Annotated in this window: 23 protein-coding genes; 16 read left to right on the forward strand and 7 right to left on the reverse strand. The window is 65.3% G+C overall.

What is annotated here, in order from left to right; translation table 11 throughout:
- The first annotated feature begins 1 nt into the window (after position 1).
- The 12 genes from SBI67_RS23460 (at position 2) to SBI67_RS23515 (ending at position 12,862) form a co-directional block, all read left to right on the forward strand.
- The gene (locus SBI67_RS23460; RefSeq protein ID WP_318982851.1) at positions 2-1,162 is read left to right on the forward strand and encodes an acyl-CoA dehydrogenase family protein; all 1,161 of its coding nucleotides are present in this window, start codon (positions 2-4) and stop codon (positions 1,160-1,162) included.
- Positions 1,163-1,194: 32 nt separating this feature from the next.
- Positions 1,195-2,517: a phytoene desaturase family protein gene (locus SBI67_RS23465; RefSeq protein ID WP_318982852.1), complete on the forward strand. Its 1,323-nt coding sequence runs from the start codon at positions 1,195-1,197 to the stop codon at positions 2,515-2,517.
- Complete coding sequence (locus SBI67_RS23470; RefSeq protein WP_318983041.1) at positions 2,514-3,347, forward strand: HpcH/HpaI aldolase/citrate lyase family protein; 834 nt, start codon at positions 2,514-2,516, stop codon at positions 3,345-3,347. The genes SBI67_RS23465 and SBI67_RS23470 overlap by 4 nt, the downstream gene beginning before the upstream one ends.
- 80 nt (positions 3,348-3,427) lie before the next feature.
- Positions 3,428-4,138 (forward strand): hypothetical protein, encoded by a 711-nt coding sequence (locus SBI67_RS23475; protein WP_318982853.1) that lies wholly within the window; start codon positions 3,428-3,430, stop codon positions 4,136-4,138.
- Between the two features lie 230 nt (positions 4,139-4,368).
- Positions 4,369-4,773 carry an SCP2 sterol-binding domain-containing protein gene (locus SBI67_RS23480; protein WP_318982854.1) on the forward strand — a complete coding sequence of 135 codons (405 nt, stop codon included), beginning with the start codon at positions 4,369-4,371 and terminating at the stop codon, positions 4,771-4,773.
- 3 nt (positions 4,774-4,776) lie between these two features.
- A complete protein-coding gene (locus SBI67_RS23485; protein WP_318982855.1) occupies positions 4,777-6,312 on the forward strand; it encodes an acyl-CoA synthetase in 1,536 nt (511 codons plus the stop codon).
- A complete protein-coding gene (locus SBI67_RS23490; RefSeq protein ID WP_318982856.1) occupies positions 6,312-7,571 on the forward strand; it encodes a cytochrome P450 in 1,260 nt (419 codons plus the stop codon). Before SBI67_RS23485 ends, SBI67_RS23490 begins: the two co-directional genes overlap by 1 nt.
- Positions 7,572-7,584: 13 nt before the next feature.
- Complete coding sequence (locus SBI67_RS23495; protein WP_318982857.1) at positions 7,585-8,376, forward strand: coniferyl-alcohol dehydrogenase; 792 nt, start codon at positions 7,585-7,587, stop codon at positions 8,374-8,376.
- Positions 8,377-8,386: 10 nt separating this feature from the next.
- Complete coding sequence (locus SBI67_RS23500; RefSeq protein WP_318982858.1) at positions 8,387-9,787, forward strand: aldehyde dehydrogenase family protein; 1,401 nt, start codon at positions 8,387-8,389, stop codon at positions 9,785-9,787.
- Entirely contained in the window at positions 9,788-9,973 is a 186-nt protein-coding gene (locus SBI67_RS23505) for a ferredoxin (protein ID WP_318982859.1), read from the forward strand. It begins immediately after the preceding gene.
- Positions 9,974-10,075: 102 nt separating this feature from the next.
- Positions 10,076-11,665 carry an FAD-dependent oxidoreductase gene (locus tag SBI67_RS23510; RefSeq protein ID WP_318982860.1) on the forward strand — a complete coding sequence of 530 codons (1,590 nt, stop codon included), beginning with the start codon at positions 10,076-10,078 and terminating at the stop codon, positions 11,663-11,665.
- A 6-nt stretch (positions 11,666-11,671) separates the two neighbouring features.
- The gene (locus SBI67_RS23515) at positions 11,672-12,862 is read left to right on the forward strand and encodes an acetyl-CoA hydrolase/transferase C-terminal domain-containing protein (RefSeq protein ID WP_318982861.1); all 1,191 of its coding nucleotides are present in this window, start codon (positions 11,672-11,674) and stop codon (positions 12,860-12,862) included.
- A 28-nt stretch (positions 12,863-12,890) separates the two neighbouring features.
- Here SBI67_RS23515 and SBI67_RS23520 read toward each other — a convergent pair whose 3' ends face one another.
- From SBI67_RS23520 to SBI67_RS23535, 4 genes are all read right to left on the reverse strand, one after another.
- Positions 12,891-14,042 (reverse strand): acyl-CoA dehydrogenase family protein, encoded by a 1,152-nt coding sequence (locus tag SBI67_RS23520; RefSeq protein ID WP_318982862.1) that lies wholly within the window; start codon positions 14,040-14,042, stop codon positions 12,891-12,893.
- Positions 14,043-14,045: 3 nt separating this feature from the next.
- Positions 14,046-15,197 carry an acetyl-CoA C-acetyltransferase gene (locus SBI67_RS23525; RefSeq protein ID WP_318982863.1) on the reverse strand — a complete coding sequence of 384 codons (1,152 nt, stop codon included), beginning with the start codon at positions 15,195-15,197 and terminating at the stop codon, positions 14,046-14,048.
- Between the two features lie 72 nt (positions 15,198-15,269).
- Positions 15,270-15,920: a TetR/AcrR family transcriptional regulator gene (locus SBI67_RS23530; RefSeq protein WP_489685571.1), complete on the reverse strand. Its 651-nt coding sequence runs from the start codon at positions 15,918-15,920 to the stop codon at positions 15,270-15,272.
- A gap of 127 nt (positions 15,921-16,047) precedes the next feature.
- The gene (locus tag SBI67_RS23535) at positions 16,048-17,202 is read right to left on the reverse strand and encodes an acyl-CoA dehydrogenase family protein (protein ID WP_318982864.1); all 1,155 of its coding nucleotides are present in this window, start codon (positions 17,200-17,202) and stop codon (positions 16,048-16,050) included.
- Positions 17,203-17,303: 101 nt separating this feature from the next.
- Here SBI67_RS23535 and SBI67_RS23540 point away from each other — a divergent pair, with 101 nt between their 5' ends.
- On the forward strand, positions 17,304-17,882 hold the full coding sequence (locus SBI67_RS23540; RefSeq protein ID WP_318982865.1) for a cytochrome c oxidase subunit 3: 579 nt from the start codon (positions 17,304-17,306) through the stop codon (positions 17,880-17,882).
- Positions 17,879-18,151: a cytochrome C oxidase subunit IV family protein gene (locus tag SBI67_RS23545; RefSeq protein WP_318982866.1), complete on the forward strand. Its 273-nt coding sequence runs from the start codon at positions 17,879-17,881 to the stop codon at positions 18,149-18,151. The genes SBI67_RS23540 and SBI67_RS23545 overlap by 4 nt, the downstream gene beginning before the upstream one ends.
- Before the next feature lie 75 nt (positions 18,152-18,226).
- On the opposite strand, the gene SBI67_RS23550 is transcribed toward SBI67_RS23545, so the two are convergent.
- Positions 18,227-18,697, reverse strand: a complete 471-nt coding sequence (locus SBI67_RS23550; protein WP_318982867.1) for a pyridoxamine 5'-phosphate oxidase family protein — start codon at positions 18,695-18,697, stop codon at positions 18,227-18,229.
- A gap of 159 nt (positions 18,698-18,856) precedes the next feature.
- On the opposite strand from SBI67_RS23550, the gene SBI67_RS23555 reads away from it, so the two are divergent.
- Positions 18,857-19,699 (forward strand): PaaI family thioesterase, encoded by an 843-nt coding sequence (locus SBI67_RS23555; protein ID WP_318982868.1) that lies wholly within the window; start codon positions 18,857-18,859, stop codon positions 19,697-19,699.
- 16 nt (positions 19,700-19,715) lie between these two features.
- On the opposite strand, the gene SBI67_RS23560 is transcribed toward SBI67_RS23555, so the two are convergent.
- Positions 19,716-20,162 carry a CAP domain-containing protein gene (locus SBI67_RS23560; RefSeq protein WP_318982869.1) on the reverse strand — a complete coding sequence of 149 codons (447 nt, stop codon included), beginning with the start codon at positions 20,160-20,162 and terminating at the stop codon, positions 19,716-19,718.
- A gap of 288 nt (positions 20,163-20,450) precedes the next feature.
- Between SBI67_RS23560 and SBI67_RS23565 the strand changes: the two genes are divergently transcribed.
- Positions 20,451-21,095: a TetR/AcrR family transcriptional regulator gene (locus SBI67_RS23565; RefSeq protein WP_318982870.1), complete on the forward strand. Its 645-nt coding sequence runs from the start codon at positions 20,451-20,453 to the stop codon at positions 21,093-21,095.
- Here SBI67_RS23565 and SBI67_RS23570 read toward each other — a convergent pair.
- Positions 21,077-22,171, reverse strand: a complete 1,095-nt coding sequence (locus SBI67_RS23570; RefSeq protein WP_318982871.1) for a phosphotransferase family protein — start codon at positions 22,169-22,171, stop codon at positions 21,077-21,079. The two genes, SBI67_RS23565 and SBI67_RS23570, sit on opposite strands and share 19 nt — an antisense overlap.
- Between the last annotated feature and the right edge of the window lie 170 nt (positions 22,172-22,341).

Below are 22,341 nucleotides of genomic sequence, written 5' to 3' on the forward strand. Positions count from 1 at the left end.
CATGACCGGACTGATCCGCGACACCGACGAGCACAAGGCGATCCGGGAGAGCGTCGCCGCCATCGCCAATCGTTATGGCCAGCAATACTTCCTGCAGCGGGGCCGGACCGGCGAAGGTATCGAGGAACTGTGGAAGGACCTCGGTGCGGCCGGCCTGCTCGGGGTGCACCTGCCCGAGGAGTACGGTGGCGGTGGCGGCGGGATGGCCGAGGCCGTGGTCGTGGTGGAAGAGTTGGCCGCACACGGGATGCCGATGCTGATCTGGGTGATCTCGCCGGCCATCTGCGGATGCATCGTCGCCATGCACGGCTCGGAGGAAATGAAGCGCCGCTGGCTACCGGGGATCGCCGATGGCAGCCAGAAGATGGCGTTCGGGCTCACCGAGCCCGATGCCGGCTCTAACAGTCACAACGTCAAGACCACCGCGCGCAAGACCGCGACCGGATGGGTGCTGTCGGGATCGAAGTACTACATCTCGGCGATCGACCAGTGCGATGCGGTCCTGGTGGTCGCGCGCGATGCGGACCACTCCACCCCGGAGAAGTCCAAGCTGTCCCTGTTCGTGGTGCCGACGGATGCCCCGGGACTGAGCTACCAGCAGATCGAGACCTCGATCGTGTCGCCGGACAAGCAGTTCACCGTGTTCCTCGATGAGGTGGAGATCGGTGAAGAGGCGCTGATCGGGCAGGCGGGCAACGGTTTACGGCAGGTGTTCGACGGCCTGAACCCCGAGCGGATCCTGGTAGGCGCCATCTGCGGTGGTGTGGGCCGGTACGCGATCGACAAGGCGACGGCGTACGCGAAGGAGCGCACGGTGTGGTCGACGCCCATCGGTGCGCACCAGGGCGTGGCCCACCCGCTGGCCGAAAGCCACATCGCGGTGGAACTGAGCCGACTGGCGACGGCGCTCAGCGCGCAACAGTTCGATGCGGGACAGCCCGCCGGTGAGGCGTCCAACATCGCCAAGTTCGCGGCATCCGAAGCGGCCCTCAAGGCCCTCGATCAAGCCATCCAAACCCACGGCGGCAACGGTCTTTCCCACGAGTACGGGCTGTCCGAATTGTGGTTCGTCACCCGCCTCATGCGTACCGCGCCCGTCAGTCGGGAGATGGTCCTCAATTTCGTGGCGCAGACCTCGCTGGGCCTGCCCCGCTCGTACTGACAGCTCAGCCCAGCATCGAAGGAGAACGGACAATGACGTCAGCGGACAACGCGTTCGACGCGGTGGTGGTCGGTGCGGGGGCAGGTGGCCTGTTCACCGCCGCCCGGCTGGCCAAGGCCGGTTATCGCACCCTGGTTGTCGAGCGGCTGGACAAGGTCGGCGGCCGCGCATCCACCGACGATATCGACGGTTTCAAGGTCAACACCGGGGCGATCGTCATCGAGGTGGGCGGCATCACCGAAGACACCTGCCGTGAGGTGGGAGCCCGTTTCGACATCCGCGAGCCCAAGCCGCCGATCCTCTACCGCATCGCAGGTAAGGATGTCGATGTCACCGGCGGTGGCTGGGGTTTCCTGCTGGGCAAGCTGACCCGCCAAGGTGCCAAGCTGGTCAAGGGGATCGGTGCCGCGCGCAACGACTCAGGGCTGCCCGAGGACGAGATCACCACGGCCGAATGGGTTTCCAAGTACACCAAGAACGAAGGGGTGCACGGAATCTTTCGCAACATGTGCGCCTCGGTGTTCGCCGTTGGGTCCGAAGACCTGCCGGCCAGGGTGTTCTTGACCTATTTCACGCGCAAGAGTGCGTTCAAACGGTTCGGTTTCCACCCGGAGGGCACCATCGGACTCTGGCGTGCGCTCGCCGATGCGGTCGTGGCCAATGGCGGGCAGATCTGGCTGTCGACCGCGGTGTCGAAGATTCGCACCGACGGCGACGGCGCCGTGACCGGTGTCGAGGTGCTGCGTGATGGTCACAGTGTGCGCATCAATGCACCGGTTGTGGTCAGCGACGTCGGACCGGCCGCCACCGTGGCGCTGATCGGGGCGGAGAACGTTCCGCCCGACTATCAAGAGCTGGTGAAAAAGGCCGACCGGCCGACGTCGATGATCTCGGTCAACTTCGCCAGCCAGGAGCGACTCGTCGAGGTGCCCGGCATGTTGAGTTTCGCCAAGTCGCGCCGGCTGGCCTACATTGCCAACTTCACCGATGTGTGCCCGGAGATGGCTCCGTCAGGGTGGAACCTGTACGTCGGAACGTCAGTGCCGGACAATCCCACCGGCGACTTCGACGAGGCCGCCGAAACCGAACTCCTGCTGCAGGACCTGCGGGACAACATCGCTGATTTCGACAGCCGCGCACGGATACTGAACATCGCGATCACCCGGGACGACTGGCCGCCACAGCGTGCGGTGGCCGGCTACGACCTCACCCATGAGACGCCGTTCGCGGGGCTGTGGAACGTCGGTGACGGTGTCAAGGAGTACGCCAATGGCGGCACCACGGCGTGCGCGGAAACGGCGAAGATCGTGGTGGACAAGATCGTCGCGGCGCACAAGCCGATGGTGTTGCGCTGAGCGGTCTCGCCGAGCGGATCGCCACCGCCCGCAGCGCCCTGTTCGTCCCCGGTGACCGCCCCGACCGCTTCGCCAAGGCTTTTGCCAGTGGCGCGGACATCGTCGTCCTCGACTTGGAGGACGCCGTGGCGGTCGGGGACAAGGATGCGGCACGAGCAGCGGTCGACGACTATCTCGACCGCTGTGGTGCGCCCGTGGTGGTCCGCGTCAATGGCACCGACACGCCGTGGCATGACGCCGACCTGACCATGATCTGTCGGCACCGGGCGGCGGTGATGATTCCGAAGGCGCACAGCGCTGCACACGTCGCCGGCGTCACCGAACGGCTGGCTGTCGACACTCCCGCTGTCGTGCTCATCGAGACAGCGGCGGGGGTCTGCGCGGCCGCGCAGATCTGCGGCGTTCCCGCGGTGGTTCGGGCTGCCTTCGGCAGTATCGACCTGAGCGCCGAACTGGGCGTCGATCCCGACCAGGCTTCGGCACTGCAGTACGCGCGCAGCGCGGTGGTGTTCGGCTCGGCCGCCGCGGGTCGCCCGGCGCCACTCGACGGAGTCACCACCGAACTCGGCGATGCGAGTCGGCTTCGGCGGGACCTGTCCCATGCGGTGACGCTGGGATTCGGCGGCAAGTTGTGCATCCATCCCCAGCAGATCGCCACGGTGCACGAGGGCTTCGCACCGTCGCCGCGGGAAGTGGAGTGGGCCCGAAAGGTCACCGCTGTGGCGGTCGCCGGCAAGGCGTGCGTCGTCGACGGCAAGATGGTCGACAAACCGGTCGTCGACCGCGCCGCGCGAATCCTGCTGCGCGCCAACAGGGGACAGGATAGCTAGGAAACTCGCCCTTGCGGTGGCGCGCGTCACAGTCATATTCTAACGAGAATTAGATTCGTTCCGATGGGTGGGTGTCTCACATGTCGCGTCGTCTTCAGCTCATCTGCGCCTGGTGTGGGCCTGCCACAGTTGTCGTCACCTTGTGCGGGTGGCTCATCGCGGGCATCCTGCCGATCCCACTGGGTGCGTCCAGCAGCACCGAAGAGGTCGTGAATTTCTACGGCCACGACACCCGGGTGCTTGCCGGCCTGGTGATCGCGCAGCTCGGCATCTGTCTGGTATTCCCGCTGATCGCGTTGATCGGCTATCAGATGTTGCGGATCGAGGGGCGTCGCCCGCTGCTGACGTTGTTGCAGCTGGTCACCGGCGCTGCCACCGGTGTGCTGCTGTTGCTGCCCATGCTGTTGATGGCCGTCGCGGCGTTCCGGCCCGACCGGAACCCGGAGCTGACGGTCACTCTCAACGACATCAGCTGGCTGGTGTTCATCACGCCGATCGCGCCGTTCATCATCCAGAACATCTCGATCGGCACCGCGATCCTGCGTGATCCGAATCAGACACTGCCTCGGTGGGTTGGGTACATGAACTTCTGGATCGCCGCCTCGTTCCTGCCGGACCAGCTGGCTTTCTTCTTTCACGGCGGGCCGTTCTCCTGGCGGGGCGTGTTCGTCTTCTGGTTGGCGCTGACCACCTACAGCGTCTTTCTCGTCGGGATGGGTCTGGTTCTGCGGGCTGCGGCCCTGCGGGACGACGACGCCGTGTCGGCGGCACATCCAGCTGCGGCGTACTGAGGACCTGCCGCCGGACCCGTCCAACCGGTGAATTCGCGAGCGTACTCACCGGAAACCTTGTGGGGCAGGGTCTCTCACCGTCTCATCGCCGAGATGATGCGACCCGGTGCAGCCGCGGACACGCCGCTCCATAAGTTGACTTATGGAGCGGTCGGTGTGACTATGGTCTCAGCCGTGTTCGCACTGTGGTGCAACTCAATATTTGAATTGAACGTAAATTAAGGAGAACGATGGGGTTCGCCAGTTCGGCCGAGGTCACCAAGTACATCGGCGGTATCTTCGAGGCCGCCTTCGATGATCCCGAGATCGGCCCCAAACTCGAGGCCACCGGGCTCGTGGTCGCGTTCGATTTCACCGAACCCGAGGCCATCGTCGTGATCGATATGCCGCACAAGGCGGTGCGCGAAGGGCTCGGTGGTGGACCCGCGCCACTGGCCACCATGGCGATGACCGCCGACACCGGCAACGCCTACTGGCAGGGCAAGGTGAACCTGCCGCTGGCCATGGCGAAGAAGAAGATCAGGGTCGACGGCAACGTGGCCAGCCTGCTCAAACTGGCTCCGTTGGGCAAGAAGCTCTACCCGGCCTATATCGAGCGTCTCAAGGCAGACGGCCGCGACGACCTGCTGGCCTGAGCGATGTTTCCGGGTATCCACGCGGCATCCGCGCCAGAACGACCGGCCGTGATCATGGCCGAGTCGGGCCGGACCCTCACCTACGCCCAGCTGGAGCGCAGTTCGTCCTCGATCGCCAGTGCGTTGCACGACCTCGGCCTGCGCCGCGGTGACGTCATCGCCCTGCTGTCGGATAACACCGTCGAGGCGTTCGAGGTGTACTGGGCCGCCATCAGGTCGGGTCTCTACGTCACCGCGATCAACTGGCATCTTGCCCCCGAGGAAGCGGCTTACATCGCCACCGACTCCGGCGCCACTGTCCTGTTCGCCTCGGCGGGTGTGCGCGAACTCGCGGAAGCCCTCACGTCGCTGACCCCCGGTGTGCTCCGACGGTATGCCTTCGGCGGTCACATCACCGGCTATCAGCCATATGACGTCCTGATCGACGATCGGTTCGCACCGCTTCCCGACCGGCCGCGTGGCGCCGAGATGCTCTACTCCTCGGGTACCACCGGTCGACCGAAGGGGATCAAACCCGCGCTGCCGGACATCCAGGTGGACGAACCCGGTGACCCGGTGGTCGGGATGTTGGCCCACGCTTTCGGGTTCACGGCCGAAGATCGCTATCTCTCCCCGGCGCCGATCTACCACGCCGCACCGTTGAAGTGGTGCGCGGCGGTGCACGCACTCGGTGCAACGGTGGTGCTGATGGAGAAATTCGACGCCGTCACGGCACTGGAAGCCATTGCGAAACAACGCATCACGGCAACACAGATGGTCCCGACCATGTTCATCAGGATGCTCCAGTTGCCCGATGATGTGCGCCGCGGTTTCGACACGTCATCGCTACGACTCGCTGTCCACGCGGCCGCCCCCTGCCCCCCGGATGCCAAGCTGGCAATGATCGACTGGTGGGGGCCGATCCTGGTGGAGTATTACGGTGCCACCGAAGGACACGGTGTCACCGTCGTGACCACCCCGGAATGGTTGTCCAAGCGGGGATCGGTCGGGCGCGCGGCCCTGGGGACGTTGCATATCTGCGACGACGAAGGTGTCGAATTGCCCGCCGGGGATATCGGCACGGTCTACTTCGAGCGGGACCAACCACCGTTCGAGTACCACAACGACCCCGAGAAGACCGCCGGCGCGCGCCATCCCGCGCACCCGAACTGGTCGACGGTCGGCGACCTCGGATACGTCGACGATGACGGCTACCTGTTCCTGACCGATCGCAAGGCGTTCATGATCATCTCCGGCGGAGTGAACATCTATCCCCAAGAGATCGAGAACGTGCTGACGATGCACCCCAAGATCGCCGACGTCGCCGTCATCGGGGTACCGCATCCGGAGATGGGCGAGCAGGTCAAAGCCGTCGTCGAACTGCGGCCGGGGCACCTCGGAACCGACGAACTCGCCGAAGAAATCATCGGCTATGTGCGCGAACGCATCGCGCACTACAAGGCACCGCGCAGCGTCGACTTCGTCGAGACGCTGCCGCGGTTGGCAACCGGAAAGCTGGCCAAACGCCAGCTCCTCAAACGGTACGCGGAGGTTCACTGATGGCAAGCCAAACACTCACGGCGACAAGATCATACGACCAGGTCAGCATCTCACCGCTGAGTTTCTGGGCCAAGACCGCACAAGAACGCGAGCAGTCGTTCAAGATCCTGCGCGACGAACGCCCGCTGAGCTGGCATCCGCCCATCGAAGGCGCGCTCATGGAGGCCGAGATCGACGGCCTCTGGGCCGTCACGAGGCACGAGGACATCGCCTATGTCAGTAAGAACCCCAACCTGTTCCAGTCCGGACGGGGGGTGATGATCGAGGCGGTGCCCGAGGACATCCTGGATGCCGCACAATCGTTCCTGGCCATGGACGGTCCCCAGCACTCCACGCTGCGCCGGCTGATCAGCTCCGTGTTCACCCCCCGCCAGGTCGCCAAGATCAAGGATCAGATCAAGGTTCAGGCCTCGACGATCGTGACCGATCTTCTCGCCACGCGCAGCGGGGACTTCGTCGAGCAGGTGTCCAAACGGCTGCCGATGTGGACCATCTACGAGATGATCGGGCTGCCCGAGGAGTACCGGGAGGAGGCCGCGCACAACGCCGACGGCATGGTGTCGTGGGCCGACGCCGACGTGGCTGCCGGCCGCGAATCGGGTGAAGTCCTCAACGATTCACTGGTCGGGATGCTCAGCGCCGGACTCGAACTCGCCGAACAGCGCCGCGCTCACCCCACATCGGACCTGATGTCGCTGTTGGTGCAGGCGGAGATCGATGGTCGCCGGCTGACCGACGAAGAGCTCGGCGCGTTCTTCGTGCTGTTGTCCGTCGCTGGTAATGACACCACCCGCAACACCGTCACCTTGACCACGATGGCATTGCAGCAATTCCCGGACCAGCGTGCGCTGCTGGAGCGCGATTTCGACGCCCACATCAATCCGGCCATCGAGGAGTTCGTCCGCTGGGCAACCCCGGTGATGACCTTCCGCAGGACCGCCACCCAGGACACCGAGTTGTGCGGCCAACTGGTCCGCGAAGGTGAATGGGTCCTGATGATGTATTCCTCGGGTAATCGTGACGACCGCGTGTTCGTCAACCCGGAGCAGTTCGATATCACCAGGGCGCCAAACCCGCATCTCGGTTTCGGTGGCGGTGGCCCGCATTTCTGCATGGGTGCGTTCCTGGCCAAGATGCAACTCGAGGCGATCTTCCGCGAGCTCATCCACCGCGCTCCGACCCTGCGCGTCGGTGAACCCGAATACCTGACCGGCAATTTCGTCCACGCCGTGAAGTCCCTGCCCTACACCCTCGACTGACCGGAGGTACACCTTGACCGAGTTCTCGGGCAAACACTATGTCGTCACCGGAGCCGCCTCGGGCATCGGTCACGCCGTCGCCGAGCAGTTGTTGGCCGCCGGCGCGGCGGTGACCAGTCTCGACCGTAACCGCCCGCGGGCCGAGGTGACCCGCCATCTCGAGGTCGACCTGGCCAATCCGCGCAGCATCGATGCCGCCCTGGAGGCACTCGACGGGCCCTACGACGGGCTGATGAACGTTGCCGGTATCCCTGGGACGGCACCAGCCGACCTGGTGTTCGCCGTCAACAGTCTGGCCGTCCGGCATCTCAGTGAAGCGTTCTTCGAACGACTGTCGCCCGGGGGCTCGATCACCATCGTCTCCTCGACCGCCGGGTTCGGCTGGCCGGAGCGCCTGGAGGTGATCCGCGACGTACTGGCCACCGATACCTTCGAAGAGGGGGCGGCGTGGTTCAAGGCCCACCCCCAGCAGGGCAACGCCTACAACTTCTCCAAGGAAGTCACCACGGTGTACACCCAGTCGATGGGACTGGCTCTGGCGCAGATGGGTTTACGCATCAACGCCGTGTTGCCCGGCCCGGTGGAAACCCCGATCCTCGTCGACTTCGAGGAGTCGATGGGCAAAGACACCCTCGACGGTGTCAAAGAGCTTCTGGGGCGCCATGCCCAGCCCGACGACGTCGCCTCGGTGGTGCTGTTCTTGGCGTCGGATGCCGCGCGGTGGGTCAACGGCCAGGCACTGGCCGTGGACGGTGGAATTACCGGCGCGGTGAGCACCGGCGTGGTCCCCAAGCCGGAGTTCTGAGGTATCCCGGATGACGGTTCACACGGAAGCTGCCGCGCCAACACAACACGACGCGATCAGCACGCTCGGTGCGCTGCGACAGACGTTCGCCTCGGGCCGCACCAAGGGGTTGCAGTGGCGACTGCAACAGCTGGCGGCGATCGAAGCGATGTGCGACGAACAGGAGCAGGCGATCTCGGCCGCCCTGGCCGCCGATCTGGGCCGCCCGGCAGTGGAGGCCTGGCTGGGCGATATTGCGTCGACGAAGGGGGAGGCTGCCTACGCACGCAAGCACCTGAAGAAGTGGATGCGCCGTCGACGGCAATCGTTGCCCTTGGCACAACGACCGGGCCGCGCATGGGTGCAATATGACCCCCTGGGCGTGGTCCTGGTCATCGGCCCCTGGAACTATCCGTTCTATCTGAGCATCGCACCCTTGGTGGCGGCGATCGCGGCGGGCAACTGCGCGGTGCTCAAACCGTCCGAGCTTGCTCCGGCGACCTCCGAGCTGCTCGCGGAGTTGGTACCCAAATATCTTGACAGTCAAGCTGTTCGGGTGGTGGAGGGAGATGCCGGCACCACCGGTGATCTGATCGCCGCGGGATTCGACCACGTGTTGTTCACCGGCGGTACGGAGATCGGGCGTAAGATCATGGCCGCCGCTGCGCCGACCCTGACACCGGTCACCCTCGAGCTCGGCGGCAAGAGCCCGGTTCTGGTCACTGCCGATGCCGACTTGGACGTTGCGGCCCGCAGGATCGCCTGGGTCAAGCTCATGAACTCCGGTCAAACCTGTATCGCACCCGACTACGTTCTGGTGGAACGCACCGTTGCCGATGCGTTCACCGACAAGGTCGTCGCCGCGATCGCGGCCATGCATTCCCAGCAGAGCCACGCGGGGCAACGCATCGTCAATCGCCGCCAGTTCGATCGGCTCAGTGCACTACTGGACGCCAGCACCGGCGTCACGGTCACCGGGGGCGGACGTGACGCCGCGACGCTGACCATCGAGCCGACCGTCATCCGTGACCCCGCCCCGACCGACCCGGTGATGGCAGACGAGATCTTCGGGCCGATCCTGCCCGTTCTGACGGTGGAATCGACCGAGGTGGCGGTTCGATTCGTGAACTCCAGGCCGAAACCGTTGGCGCTCTATGTCTTCACCGGCTCGCCGCAGCGTGGTCGCGATCTCGTCGACCGGATACCCTCCGGCGGCGCGGTCATCAACCACGTTGCCATCCACTGCCTGGTCCCCGCGCTTCCGTTCGGTGGCGTCGGTGCCAGCGGCATGGGTCAGTACCACGGCCGCTGGGGATTCGAAGCACTCAGCCACCGGCGCGCCGTGCTCGCCAAGGCCACCTGGCCGGACCCACAACTGACCTACCCGCCCTATACCGACCGGGCCCTGAAGATCATGAGAAGGCTGTTCTGAATGAATATCCGCATCGACACCACCCGGTGTTCGGGCATCGGGATGTGTGAGATGACCGCGCCGACCGTGTTCGAGATCGGTGATGACGGCCAGTCCCATGTGATCGGCGACGCAGACGCAGACCGGGTGGCAGCACAGGAGGCGGTGTCCAACTGCCCTACCGGTGCCATCTCCGTCGCCGATTGACCGTCGCCGATTGCCCGCTGCCCACTGCCCACTGCCGGTCGACCCCGGCGACAGTGCGATCCCGTTCCCAGCCGGCCTCAGGAGAGGTAACCCGAAACCGTCATGGCTTTCGTCATCACCCAGAACTGCTGCACCGACGCCAGTTGTGTGCCGGTCTGTCCCGTCGACTGCATCCGGCCGGTGCCCGGACCCACCGGCGCGGCCGCACCGATGCTCTATATCGATCCGGGCACCTGCGTCGACTGTGGTGCCTGCGTGGCGGTGTGCCCGGTGGGCGCGATCTACCATGAGGACGACGTGCCGGCCGCCCAACAGCGCTTCACGGAGATCAACGCCGCCTACTTCGCCGCCGAGCCGTTGTCGATACGTCCCGCGCCGGCGAAGTGGTCGCCCGGGGCGGTGGGCCGGGACGCGCTGCGGGTGGCTGTGGTGGGAGCAGGCCCGGCGGCGTGTTACGCGGTCGCCGACCTCGCCCGCACCAGCGGCGTGCAGGTGGACGTGTTCGATCGACTGCCGACGCCCTTCGGACTGGTCCGTTTCGGGGTGGCGCCCGATCATCAACGCACCAAAGACGTCACCCAGGTATTCGAGACCGCGTTGGCCGCCCCCAACGTCAACTGTTTCTTCAATGTAGTTGTCGGCCAGGACATCAGTCACGACGAGCTGACGGCCACCCATGACGCCGTGATCTACGCGGTCGGTGCCTCGCAAGCGCGCGAACTGGGGATCCCCGGCGAAGAATTGGCCGGCACCGCGCCCGCTGCCGCGTTCGTCAACTGGTACAACGGCCATCCCGACTATGCCGGACAGCGATTTGACCTGACCGGGCCTCGCGTGGTGGTCATCGGCAACGGTAATGTCGCGCTGGACGTCGCGCGGGTGCTGGTGTCAGACCGAGATCGGTTGGCGACCACCGATATTGCCGCACACGCGCTGGATCAGCTGGCAGCCGGCAGTGTGCGCGAGGTCGTGGTGGTGGGTCGCCGTGGTGCGGCCGACGGTGCCTTCTCGGTCGGGGAACTGTTGGCACTCGGCACCCTGCCCGGGGTCGACGTGACCGTGGAAGGCGAGCTGGGGGAGCGGCCCGACGATCACGAGGGGGCTGTGAAATTCGATCTCGTGCGCGAGTACGCCCAGCGGCCGCCGACCCCCGGCAACAAGCGCATCGTGCTGCGCTTCGGTGCGCGCCCGGTACGCCTGGAGGGTGATGCACATGTCAGTGCTGTTGCACTGCAGGATAATTGCGGAGTGCACTCGATCGACACCTCGCTGGTCCTGACGTCCATCGGCTACCGTGGCACCCCGGTGCCGGGTCTGCCGTTCGACGAGGTCGCCGGGATCGTTCCCCACGATGGTGGCCGCGTGCTGCGTGACGGTATGGTGCAGCCGGGTGTCTATGTCACCGGATGGATCAAACGCGGACCAAGGGGGGTGATCGGCACCAACCGGTTGTGCGCCCGTGAGACGGTCACCAATCTCCTGGCCGATGCTCGGGCCGGGGTGCTGCCGAAACCGACCTCGCACCAACACCTCGACGCCACACTCGCCGAGCGTGGCGTCGAGGTGGTCACCCTGGCGGGATGGCATCTCATCGACGCCGTCGAACGCGAAAAAGGTTCCGCCACCAGCCGCCCGCGGGTGAAGGTCGTCGACCGTCGAGCCATGCTCACGGCAGCCGGCGTAAGCCGTTAGCTATCCGTGTCCTCGACATCTCAACTCGGGATTCAACTCAGCCGGTGCGCCGGGCCCGAGATCGTGATCGCCCTCGGCGACGGGGTGGGCGCGGCGAACCTGCTCGACGACGGCCGGTCGATCGGCGAGCTGCTCCGTGCCGGCGTCCCTGCCGATACGCGTCTCACCGTCGTACTGGGGTGGAGTCCGACCGCCCCGCACGGCATCGACCCGAACGCCTTCCACGGAATCGTGACCCTCATGCCCGGCTGGGGCGTGCGTTCGCTGCTGCCGCACGCCGCCACCACAGCGATACCGACGAGCTTGGCAGCCGTCCCGGCCCTGCTGACGTCGCATCTGCGCCCGCATGCCCTGATCACCCGGATGACGCGCCGTGGCGACGGCCTGCAGTTCTGCACCGAGGTGTCCTGGCAACAGGCGCTGGTCGACGTCGGAGTCCCGGTTTGGGCGGTACTCGACGACGATGCACCGTCAGCCTGCGCCGGGCCGCCGGTTCCGGTGGACCGGGTGACGGTCATCGGGTGTGCCGGCGACGCGCCGGCCAACGCCCCCGAGCGTCCCACGGAAGGGCTGCATGAGGCCTTGGCCGATCGGGTGCTGCACCTCATCCCGGAGGGGGCGCGCCTGCAGTACGGCCCCGGTCAGCTCGGCACCGCAGTACTACAGCGGTCCACCAAGGCGTTGGCCGTCGACACCGGGTTACTTACCGATGCCGTGATGGACCTGCAACGGCGGGGTCTGTTGATCGGAGAGCCGTCGGCGACCTACCTGTTCGGCAGCACCGAACTGTACCGATGGGCCGACGGGCGGCCGATCCTGCGCGGCATCGAGCACAGCCATGACCTGACCCGGCTCTCCAGGGGGACGCCGTTCGTCGCGGTGAACACGGCCATCGAGATAGACCCGTTCGGCCAGGTCAATGTCGAGGGCGTGGGCGAGAAAGTGGTGGGTGGCATCGGCGGGCACCCGGACTATTGCACTGCGGCTCGGCTCAATCGCGGTGGACTGTCCATCATCGCGGTTCCCACCCGATTCAACGGCCGCTCAACCCTTGTGGAGCAGCTGAGCAGACCGGCATCGACCCCTGCCCACGATGTCGAGGTGATCGTGACCGAGTCCGGCCACGTCGATCTCCGTTCGGCGGGATGGGCGCAGCGGCGACGCCTGATCGAGGGGTTATTCCACCGCGCGGCCTGAGCGTCGCCCGATTCGGGCCGAACGGGAGTCAGGCTCCCGCGATATCGCGGCCGATGATCTCCTTCATGATTTCGGTGGTACCGCCGTAGATCGTCTGGATGCGGGTGTCCAGATACGCTCGGGCCACCGGGTATTCGAGCATGTAACCGTAGCCGCCGTGCAACTGCAGGCACCGGTCGATCACCCGCTTCTGCAGCTCACTCACGTACCACTTGCCTTTGGCGGCATCGACGGGTGTCAGTTCGCCGGCGTTGTAGGCCAGCACACTGCGATCGGTGTAAGCCTCGGCGATGTCGATCTCGGTGGACATCTCGGCCAGCTCGAACCGGACATGTTGCTTGTCGGTCAACGGAGCTCCGAATGCCTGACGATTCTGGCAGTACTGCACGGTCATGTCGAAGATCGCGCGGGTGGTCGCCAGCGCCTTCGCGGTGACACCGAGACGCTCCCTGGGGAGATGACTCATCAGATACTGCAAGCCGAGTCCGGTTTCGCCCAACAGATTCCGTGCAGGAACGACCGCATCACGGAAGTACAGCTCGGAGGTGTCCTGTGCCGGGAGGCCGAGTTTGTCGAGCTTGCGGCCGCGCTCGAAGCCGGGCGTATCGCGCTCGACGACGAACAGACTGAAGGCTCGTGAGCCGGCGTCGGGATCGGTGCGGGCCGCCACCACCACCAGGTCGGACATGATCCCGCTGGAGATGAAGGTCTTCTGCCCGTTGAGGATCCATCGGTCACCATCGCGGCGCGCGGTGGTCCGCATACCCCGGAGATCGCTGCCCGCGCCGGGTTCGGTCATCGCCAGAGCGCCGATCACCTCGCCGGCAGCGAAAGCCGGGAGCCAGCGGGCCTTCTGCTCGTCATTGGTCAGATCGAGCAGGTAGTGCAGCACCAGATCGTCCTGCAGGCTGATGGTCAACCCGAACGACAGGGCGTTGATCCTGGCGATCTCTTCGCAGACCACCATCCGGTACCGGTAGTCGGGCTCGCCCGATCCGCCGTACTGTTCGGGTATCTGCAGGGCGTAGATGCCCGATTTGGCTGCGCGGGCGAACACCGAACGATCGATCCATCGGTCGTGATCCCAATCATGTTGATGGGGAACGACTTCTCTGGCGAGGAATTCACGTACGGTCTCCCGATATGCTTCGTGATCGGGTTCGTAGAGTGAGCGTCGCATGCGTTACAGCCGCTCGATGATGGTGACGTTGGCCTGTCCGCCGCCTTCGCACATGGTCTGCAGCCCGAACCGTCCGCCGGTGCGCTCCAGTTCGTGCAGCATCGAGGTCATCAGGCGGGCACCGGTACAGCCGATCGGATGGCCCAGCGCGATCGCCCCGCCATTGGGGTTGACGCGCGCCGGGTCGGCACCCAGTTCGGCCAGCCACGCGAGCACGACCGGCGCGAAAGCCTCGTTGATCTCCACGGTATCGATATCGTCGATGGACAGGCCGGTTCGCTTGAGCGCATGTTGGGTGGCCGGGATGGGCGCCGTCAGCATCATCACCGGGTCAGCGCCGCGGACCGAGATGTGGTGGATGCGGGCACGGGGTGTCAGGCCGAATCGATCGACGGCGGATTTGGACGCGACCAACAACGCAGCCGCTCCATCGGAGATCTGGCTTGCGACAGCAGCCGTCAGCACCCCGCCGTCGACGAGGGTGGGGAGTGCGGCCATCTTCTCCAAGGACGTATCCGCGCGAGGGCCTTCGTCCACACTGATACCGGCGTACTCGGTGATCTCGCGGGTGAAGCGTCCTTCGCCGATTGCGGCCAGGGCCCGCCGGTGACTTTCCAGGGCGAAGCGTTCGTTGTCTTCGCGGCTGAGTTTCCACTGCTCGGCGATCATCTCGGCGCCGCGGAACTGGGAGATCTCCTGGTCGCCGAAGCGTGCTCGCCAGCCCTCACACCCGGTCCACGGGTCGGTGGCGCCGAACGGTTCCCCGGCGGCGAATGCGCTGAGGATCGGGTACTGGCTCATCTTCTGCACGCCGCCGGCGACGATCAGTTCGGAGGTCCCACTCATCACGGCTTGCGCCGCGAAATGCACTGCCTGCTGTGCTGATCCGCATTGGCGGTCGATGGTGACGCCGGGGACGGACTCGGGCAGCCCGGCCGCCAGGGCCGCGGTGCGGGCGATATCGCCGGCCTGGGAGCCGATGTTGTCCAGGCATCCGAGGATGACGTCGTCGATGGCGGCGGGGTCGACGTCGTGACGTTGTACCAACGTCTTGATCACGTGGGCAGCCATATCGGCCGGATGCGCGGCCGCGAAGCCGCCTTTGCGCCTGCCCACCGCGGTCCGGGTGGCGTCAACGATATAAGCCTCAGTCATGAACTGAATTTAACATAGAATCAAAAATGATCCTAGCCGGATGCCCTTACGGCGCTGCCAGATCCGAGCTACTCAGCGGCGCCGGCGCTGGCGCTGCGGCTTCGGGAGCGGGGACAGGCTGTGCTTGACGAACGCCTGCGCATTGGACACCATCGTCTCGACCGAACCGCGTCGTGGATCCCACCACTCCGCCGTCCAGTTCAGCGCGCCGAGCACCAGGGCTTGCGCCAACGACGGATTGAGGTCTTCGCGGAGCTGGCCGTCGGCGGCGGCCTGGCTCATCAGCCCACGCCAGATCTTGTTGTACGCCGCTTCCTCTTTCTTCTGCCGGGCCTTCAAGTGCGCGGGGATCTGGCCGGAATTGCGAATCGACGCGCGGGCATAGTCGGACAGTTCGAGTTCATGGCGCAGATGGGATTCCACGGCGGTCATGATGCGGTCCATGGGCGGCGTTTCCGGGGGTAGCGCGTCCAGTGCCGCCTGGAGATAGCTGCGCAGGTCGCTGATCCCGGCGAACATGACCTCTTCGATGAGATCTTCCCTGGATTTGAAGTAGTAGTAGATCGCCGGAGCCCGCAGGTCCGCCTTGTCGGCGATATCGGTCAGCCGGGTCCCGGCGTATCCCTGCACGCTGAGTACTTGTGCGGCGGCATCGAGAATTCGCATCCGGGTGCGCTGCGCCTTGCTGTCACCCGAGTCGGATATCGGGAGCTTGGTGGACATTGGTTGATGATAGGAGTGTCCGACGCGTCAGCGGTGGCGGCGTGGTCGACGGTGTGTCCCGTCGATTGCGCGTGCCCATCGACCCGCTGTATGCGGCAACCCCGGGCATCGCGCTCGGCTGCTGCGCTCAAATACCGCCGCGAGCGACCAGCTGGGCGGCTATGACGTTGCGTTGGATCTCGTTGGTGCCTTCACCGACGATCATCAACGGCGCGTCGCGGAAGTAGCGTTCGACGTCGTACTCGGTGGAGTAGCCGTACCCGCCGTGGATGCGTACTGCGTTGAGCGCGATCTCCATGGCGACCTCGGAGGCGAACAGCTTGGCCATCCCGGCCTCCATATCGGCGCGCTGCCCGCTGTCGTACCGCGCAGCGGCATACCAGGTGAGCTGACGCGCAGCGGTCAGCTTGGTGGCCATCTCGGCCAGATAGTTGCCGATCGACTGATGCTGCCAGATGGGTTTGCCGAAGCTTTCACGCTGCTGGGCGTAGGCCAACGCATCCTCCAATGCGGCACTGCCCACCCCGAGCGCCCGAGCCGCGACCTGAATCCGTCCCGTCTCCAGCCCTTTCATCATCTGCGCAAAACCGTGGCCAGGTTGCCCACCCAGAATCGCCCCGGCCGGGACCCGGTAGTCGTCGAAAGCCAACTCGCATGACTCCACCCCCTTATAGCCCAGCTTGGGCAGATCCCGTGACACCGTCAGACCCGGGCCGTGGGTGGCCAGCACGATCGAGATCCCCGCATGGCGGGGCTGGGCGTGCGGATCGGTCTTACACAACAATGCGATCAGATCCGAGCGCCGCGCATTCGAAATCCAGGTCTTGGCGCCGGTGATCACCAACTGATCGCCTTCGGCACGGGCCACGGTGGTCATGGCCTGCAGATCTGACCCACCGCCGGGCTCGGTGAGCGCCATGGTGGCTCGGATCTGCCCCGTGGCCATCTTGGGCAGATATTGCTGCTTTTGTTCCTCGGTACCGAACAACGCCAACAGCTTGGCCACCACCGTATGCCCACCCATCGCCCCGGCCAGGCTCATCCACCCCCGTGCCAACTCCTGGGTGACCTGCGCATAACACGGCATCGACACCGGGCTGCCGCCGTAGGCCTCCGGCACCGCCAACCCGTAGATCCCGATCTGCTTCATCTGCTCGATCCAGCGCTCGGGATAGGAGTTGGCATGCTCCACTTCCCGCACCGTGGGCTTGACATCACGATCGATGAACGCACGCACCGTCTGGATCAGGAAGGATTCCTCGTCGCTGAGCTGATTGAGCATAAAGGCACCTTACCTGGTTTTTATTTCATGTTAAATTACGCGAGCTCGGCTCGGATCCGCAACGAAGGGGGGCCCACGTCGTGAATACATCTACCGGTGACGTGATCGCCGGTCAATCTCGATCAGAGCGGCGGCTGCCGGCCGAAGAAGGCGTCTGGGTCTTCGTGTTCGGGGACATGACGGTATTCGCCATGCTCTTCGGTGTCTACATGTATTACCGCGGACAGGACCCCGCTCTCTTCGATACGTCCCAGAAGGGGCTGAACCAGACCTTCGGTGTCGTCAATACCCTTGTCCTGCTGACCAGTTCACTCTTGGTGGTCAACGCGGTGCGGGCCGTACGCGCGGGCGCACGACCGCTTGCCCGGTGGCTGATCTACGCGGCGATGGCGTGCGGCGTGATCTTCGTAGCCAATAAGACCTTGGAGTACGCCGATAAGATCGCCCACGGCATCACGCCGGCCACAAATCAGTTCTTCATGTACTTCTATGTGATGACCGGGCTGCACCTGGTCCATGTCCTGCTCGGCCTGGCGCTGCTCGGGCTCATCGTGAAACTGACCCACAAACCGGTGTTGGGTGATCGCGATGTGGGCTACCTCGAAGGGGCCGCATGCTTCTGGCACATGGTGGATCTGCTGTGGATCGTCATCTTCGCACTGCTCTACTTGGTGAAATGATGCTCAAAACTTTGCTGCGCGACCGCACATCCGTCGTCTGGTTCGTACTCGTCGCCGCCACCCTGGCATCGTGGACATTGGGCGTCGGGCATGAATTGCCGGATCGTTATGCCGCGGTCGGCATCATCGTCATTGCGTTCGTCAAGGTGCACTTCGTCGGCAGGTACTTCATGGAGCTGCGCGACGCGCCATCGGTGCTGAAAGCGGTATTCGGCGCGTGGAATGTTGGGGTGGCCGCACTGCTGATCGGGTTGTACCTCGTCGGCTAGCCCCGCGCCGGCCGTGGTCCGGCGGGGCCGCCGCCACGTCGGCGGACGGTGTGCCCGACGACTGCGGTAGAGCCGTCATCGATCTCGGACGCGCAGCTTCCGGAAGTCCCAACTGGATATGGTCGACGGCGTCATGCGCAGCCATCCGTGGCGGCCATCGTCGACGAATGGTGCCCCCGAGAAGTACTTCTCGGCGAACAGCCGCTCCGGCACGGTGAGTTCGGGGTGGGCCAGGCCCGTGCGCGGCGCTTCGCCGACCACTGTGGCGGTGCCGGCCATCTCGACGCCCCGCAGTTCGCGGTAGTCCTCGCCGGCGTCGACCACGACAGCGATCCGCGGGTCACGGTGGACATCGGTCCAGCGCTGGCTGTCGACGATGGAGTACAACCACAGTGCCGCACCGTCCCACGCGAACCACAGTGGCGTGACATGGGGGCCGCCGCCGGCGCCCACGGTACCGACCCGGCAGGTCCGCTGATCGGCGAGGAACGCGTCGATCTCGTCAGGGCTCATGGCTATCGCGCGGCGGCGGCGTTGAGTGGGCACCGATTCTCCTCGGACGATCTCGCGGGCTCGCACCGCCCCGTGAGCGCCGCGATATGACTACAGATTCGAATATAGGATAAATTTTTGCCGAGAGTGGCTCGGTGGCGGCCGGCGCGGGATGAAGCCCAATACGCCGATATCGTTGGTGAGGAGTTCGTCGTGGCATCGAGGTCGTGGCCGTCTTCCGATCGTGTCGGTAACGAGCGGGCGTGCCGCATCGTGGAGGACCCGCGGTCCGTCGAGGCACGTTTCGGGTTACGGCACTGTGGCCCCACGGAAGCCGGCGGTTACCGTTGCCGGTTCGGCGCACCGGAGTGGCTGCGGGATGACGATGGCCGCCCCCTGCGGGGAGCCCTGGCGGTGCTGGTCGACCATGTTCTCGGCGAGTTACCCTATCGGCGGCGGGAACCCGACAAGTGGCCGCTGACTGCTGAACTGGCCTTCGATATCGTGGGCGAACTGCCCGTCGGTGCCGAGATGTTGGTCGCCGAGGCGGTCGCCGTCCCCACCGCCGTCGATCCGTTCCTGCAGTGCCGGATCCGCGCCGAGGACGGCACGGTGCTGGTGGTCGGCAGCGCGCGGATGGTCTATGTCGGGGCCACCGCGCGCGAAGCGTCTGAGACCCTGGTAGTGCCGGATGTTCCGGTCGATGAAACGAGCGTCGACGGCATGCTCGGTCTGAGCCGATCACCCACCGAAGAGGGATGTCAGATCAGTGTCACCAAGGCTGGCCGGTGGGTCAACGACTTCGGCATCCTGCACGGTGGGGTATCGGCCGCTGTCTCGGAATTCGCTGCGGCCGAGGCGGTTCGCGCGCACAATCCGGCTCTGGCGACCGCCCACATGCAGATCAGCTTTCTGCGGCCGGTGGCCGCCGATGACCGGTTCGTGGCGTCGGCCCGAGTTCTGCACATCGGACGGTCCTCGGCCGTGATCGAGGTGCTCGGCCGCGGCGGTCACGACGAACTGTGCACGGTGTCGGTCGTGACGGCCAGGTTGTGATCGTATGGTTCGTGGTTCAGCCGGGATGGCCGTACACCGCGACGACCACCGTGCGGTCCAGGCTGTTCTCCGACCACACACCCATCTGGGTGTTGGCGCAATTGGCCATGATTGCCAACGACTCCGGGTCGCCGTACCACCGGTTCATCAACTCGATCCCGCTGATCGCCAGCGCGGGGTTGATGGCAACGGTCTGTTGCACCGTGCCCCGGTATCCCGCTGCGGCGGCACGGGTTTGCGGCGTGGAGCCGTCAGATCCGAGATCGCCATCGAGTTCACGGTGATTGAGCATGTCGACGGCGTGCCACTGGGCCGCCAACGTCAGTTGTGGGTTGGCGACCACATTGTTCTGGCATCCCGCCTGATGCTGCACCGTGTAGACGTTGGCTATCACGCTATTGTTGAAGCGCCGGTTGTCGGCGTGCGCCACGCCGGACGACAGGAGCGCTGTGCTGGCCAGCATCAGAACGCCCAATAACGGCGCCCCGCCCCGCCATCGGTGGCGGGGCGGGGATGCCGGAGATTCCGCGGGTTGTGCGGTCGACTGGGGAACGGAGCGCTGGCGTACCACGGGTCAACTCTGCGCAATGGAAGGCCCCGGGTCAAGGTTTTTCTATTCGTGATTAAGCGCATGGAAGATGTCGGGCGGATTCGCCGAGGCCGCGAGAGTGGCGGTCGCGGGCGCGCGTGAACGTAGGCTGTCGCGGCGTCGACGGCGATGAATGGGCGTCAGCAGCCGTATCATGGGCGAATGCCCAGGCACAGCGCACGGTTAGCCGTCGATCAGCACGACACCGGTGACCTCGGTGCGGAATCTAAGTCGGCATTGACGCGGTCGCGGATCCTCGATGCGGCCGCACATGTGCTGTCCGAGAGCGGCTATGCCGGCCTGCGACTTACCGACGTCGCGGCAAGGGCTGAGTTGCAGGCTCCCGCCATCTATTACTACTTCCCGTCCCGAGACGAGCTCATCGAAGAGGTCATGTGGTCGGGTATCGCGGACATGCGTTCGCATGTCGCCACCGTCCTGGACGCCGTACCGGACGGAACACCCCCGCTGGACAAACTGCTCGTTGCCGTCGAGGCGCATCTGCGCCATGCCCTGGAGATCTCGGACTACACGACAGCGGCGATCCGCAATGCCGGTCAGGTTCCGCAGGCGATCCGTAAACGGCAGGTGCTGGAAGAAGAACGCTACGGCGAGATATGGCGCAGGTTGATCAGCGATGTGGCGCGCGAGGGCCTGCTGCGCCCCGAGTTGGATCTCTACATCGCCCAGATGCTAGTGCTGGGAGCGTTGAACTGGGCTGTGGAATGGTGGAATCCCCGGCGCGGTTCGATCGAAGAGGTGGTGGCCAACGCCCAGTCCGTCATCCGTTACGGCCTCTGCGAGTAGTCGGCCCACATCAGGGGAGTCCGGGCCAGGTGGCTGGCGGCTGATGTCAGCAATACGCCGATGGATTCGTCGAGGTGCTCTGGGGCGATCGCTGCGTGTGACCCCATGGCGCCTGCCATCCGGCGCGCCCGCACGCCCTCGAGGAGGCTGGCGGCCCGCCATTGAGAAAAGGCGCGGTAATAGTCGAGATCGTCGACCGCGAAGCCGGTGATGTCCCGGTAGACGTCCACCATCTCGTCACGCGTCGGGAAGCCGCCGGCTCGGGTAGGGGAGGGCATCGCGATGGCGGACTCCGCTGCCGGCCGCCAGTCGTCGAGTAGCCAGGCCAGATCGGCGTACGGGTCGCCGACAGTGCACAGTTCCCAGTCCAGCACCGCTGTGATCTCGCCGGCGGACACCAGCAGATTCGAGAGCCGATAGTCGCCGTGCATCACCACAGGTGGTGACGGCTGCGGGCGCCGGCGCTGCAGGCTGTCGAAAACACGTTGCCAGGCCTGATGGTGTCGACTGCCGTCGGGTAGCCGATGCCAGGATGTGGCGACCCGCCGCAACTGTCGGATCAGATAGGGGGTGGTGGACGTGGCCAGGCCCAGAATCGCCGGATCGAGGCGGTGCAGTCGGGCCAGTGTCTCGATGACCGAGATGCCCAGGGCATAACGCTGGCTCGGGGACAAGGCCCGTGCGTCGTCCTCGCTCTCCAGGGGTGCACCAGGCGCCCGCCTCATGACCAGGAATGGTGTCCCGGCAGGACTCAGGCCGGTTCCGACGACGCCGGGAACGGGCACGTCCGTGGGCTCCAGCGCACGTAAGATCTGTGCTTCCCGGACCACGTCGTGAGCGTTGCCCGTGGTGGCAGAGGGCGGGGGCTCGCGCATCACCCACTCGTGCCCGGCCTGGTCTCGGACGATGGTGGTGATGTTCGACTGTCCGATACCGACACGCTCCACGGTGACCGGCGGGGCGATGTCGGGGACCTGTTGTTGCAGCCACCGACCGACCGCGGCGGGCCGAGCCCACATGCCGTCGGCTGTCGTGGCAACGGTGTCAGACGCCGAGGCGGGTTCGGGTGTGTTCATGGCATCTGACCTCTTCGTTCAGCGTTCCTGGCGAGCGAGCCCAATATTCTATTTAGGATTAGAACACGGCTTCATTGGCGGTAAACCGCCGGAGTGGTAGTGAAGCCGCCCGCATTGGGTGGACCGGTTTCATGCCGACATAAAACCCCGTTCCGATGTTTTCTATCCAA

This window comes from Mycolicibacterium chengduense, from assembly GCF_033741155.1.
Taxonomy (GTDB): Bacteria; Actinomycetota; Actinomycetes; order Mycobacteriales; family Mycobacteriaceae; genus Mycobacterium.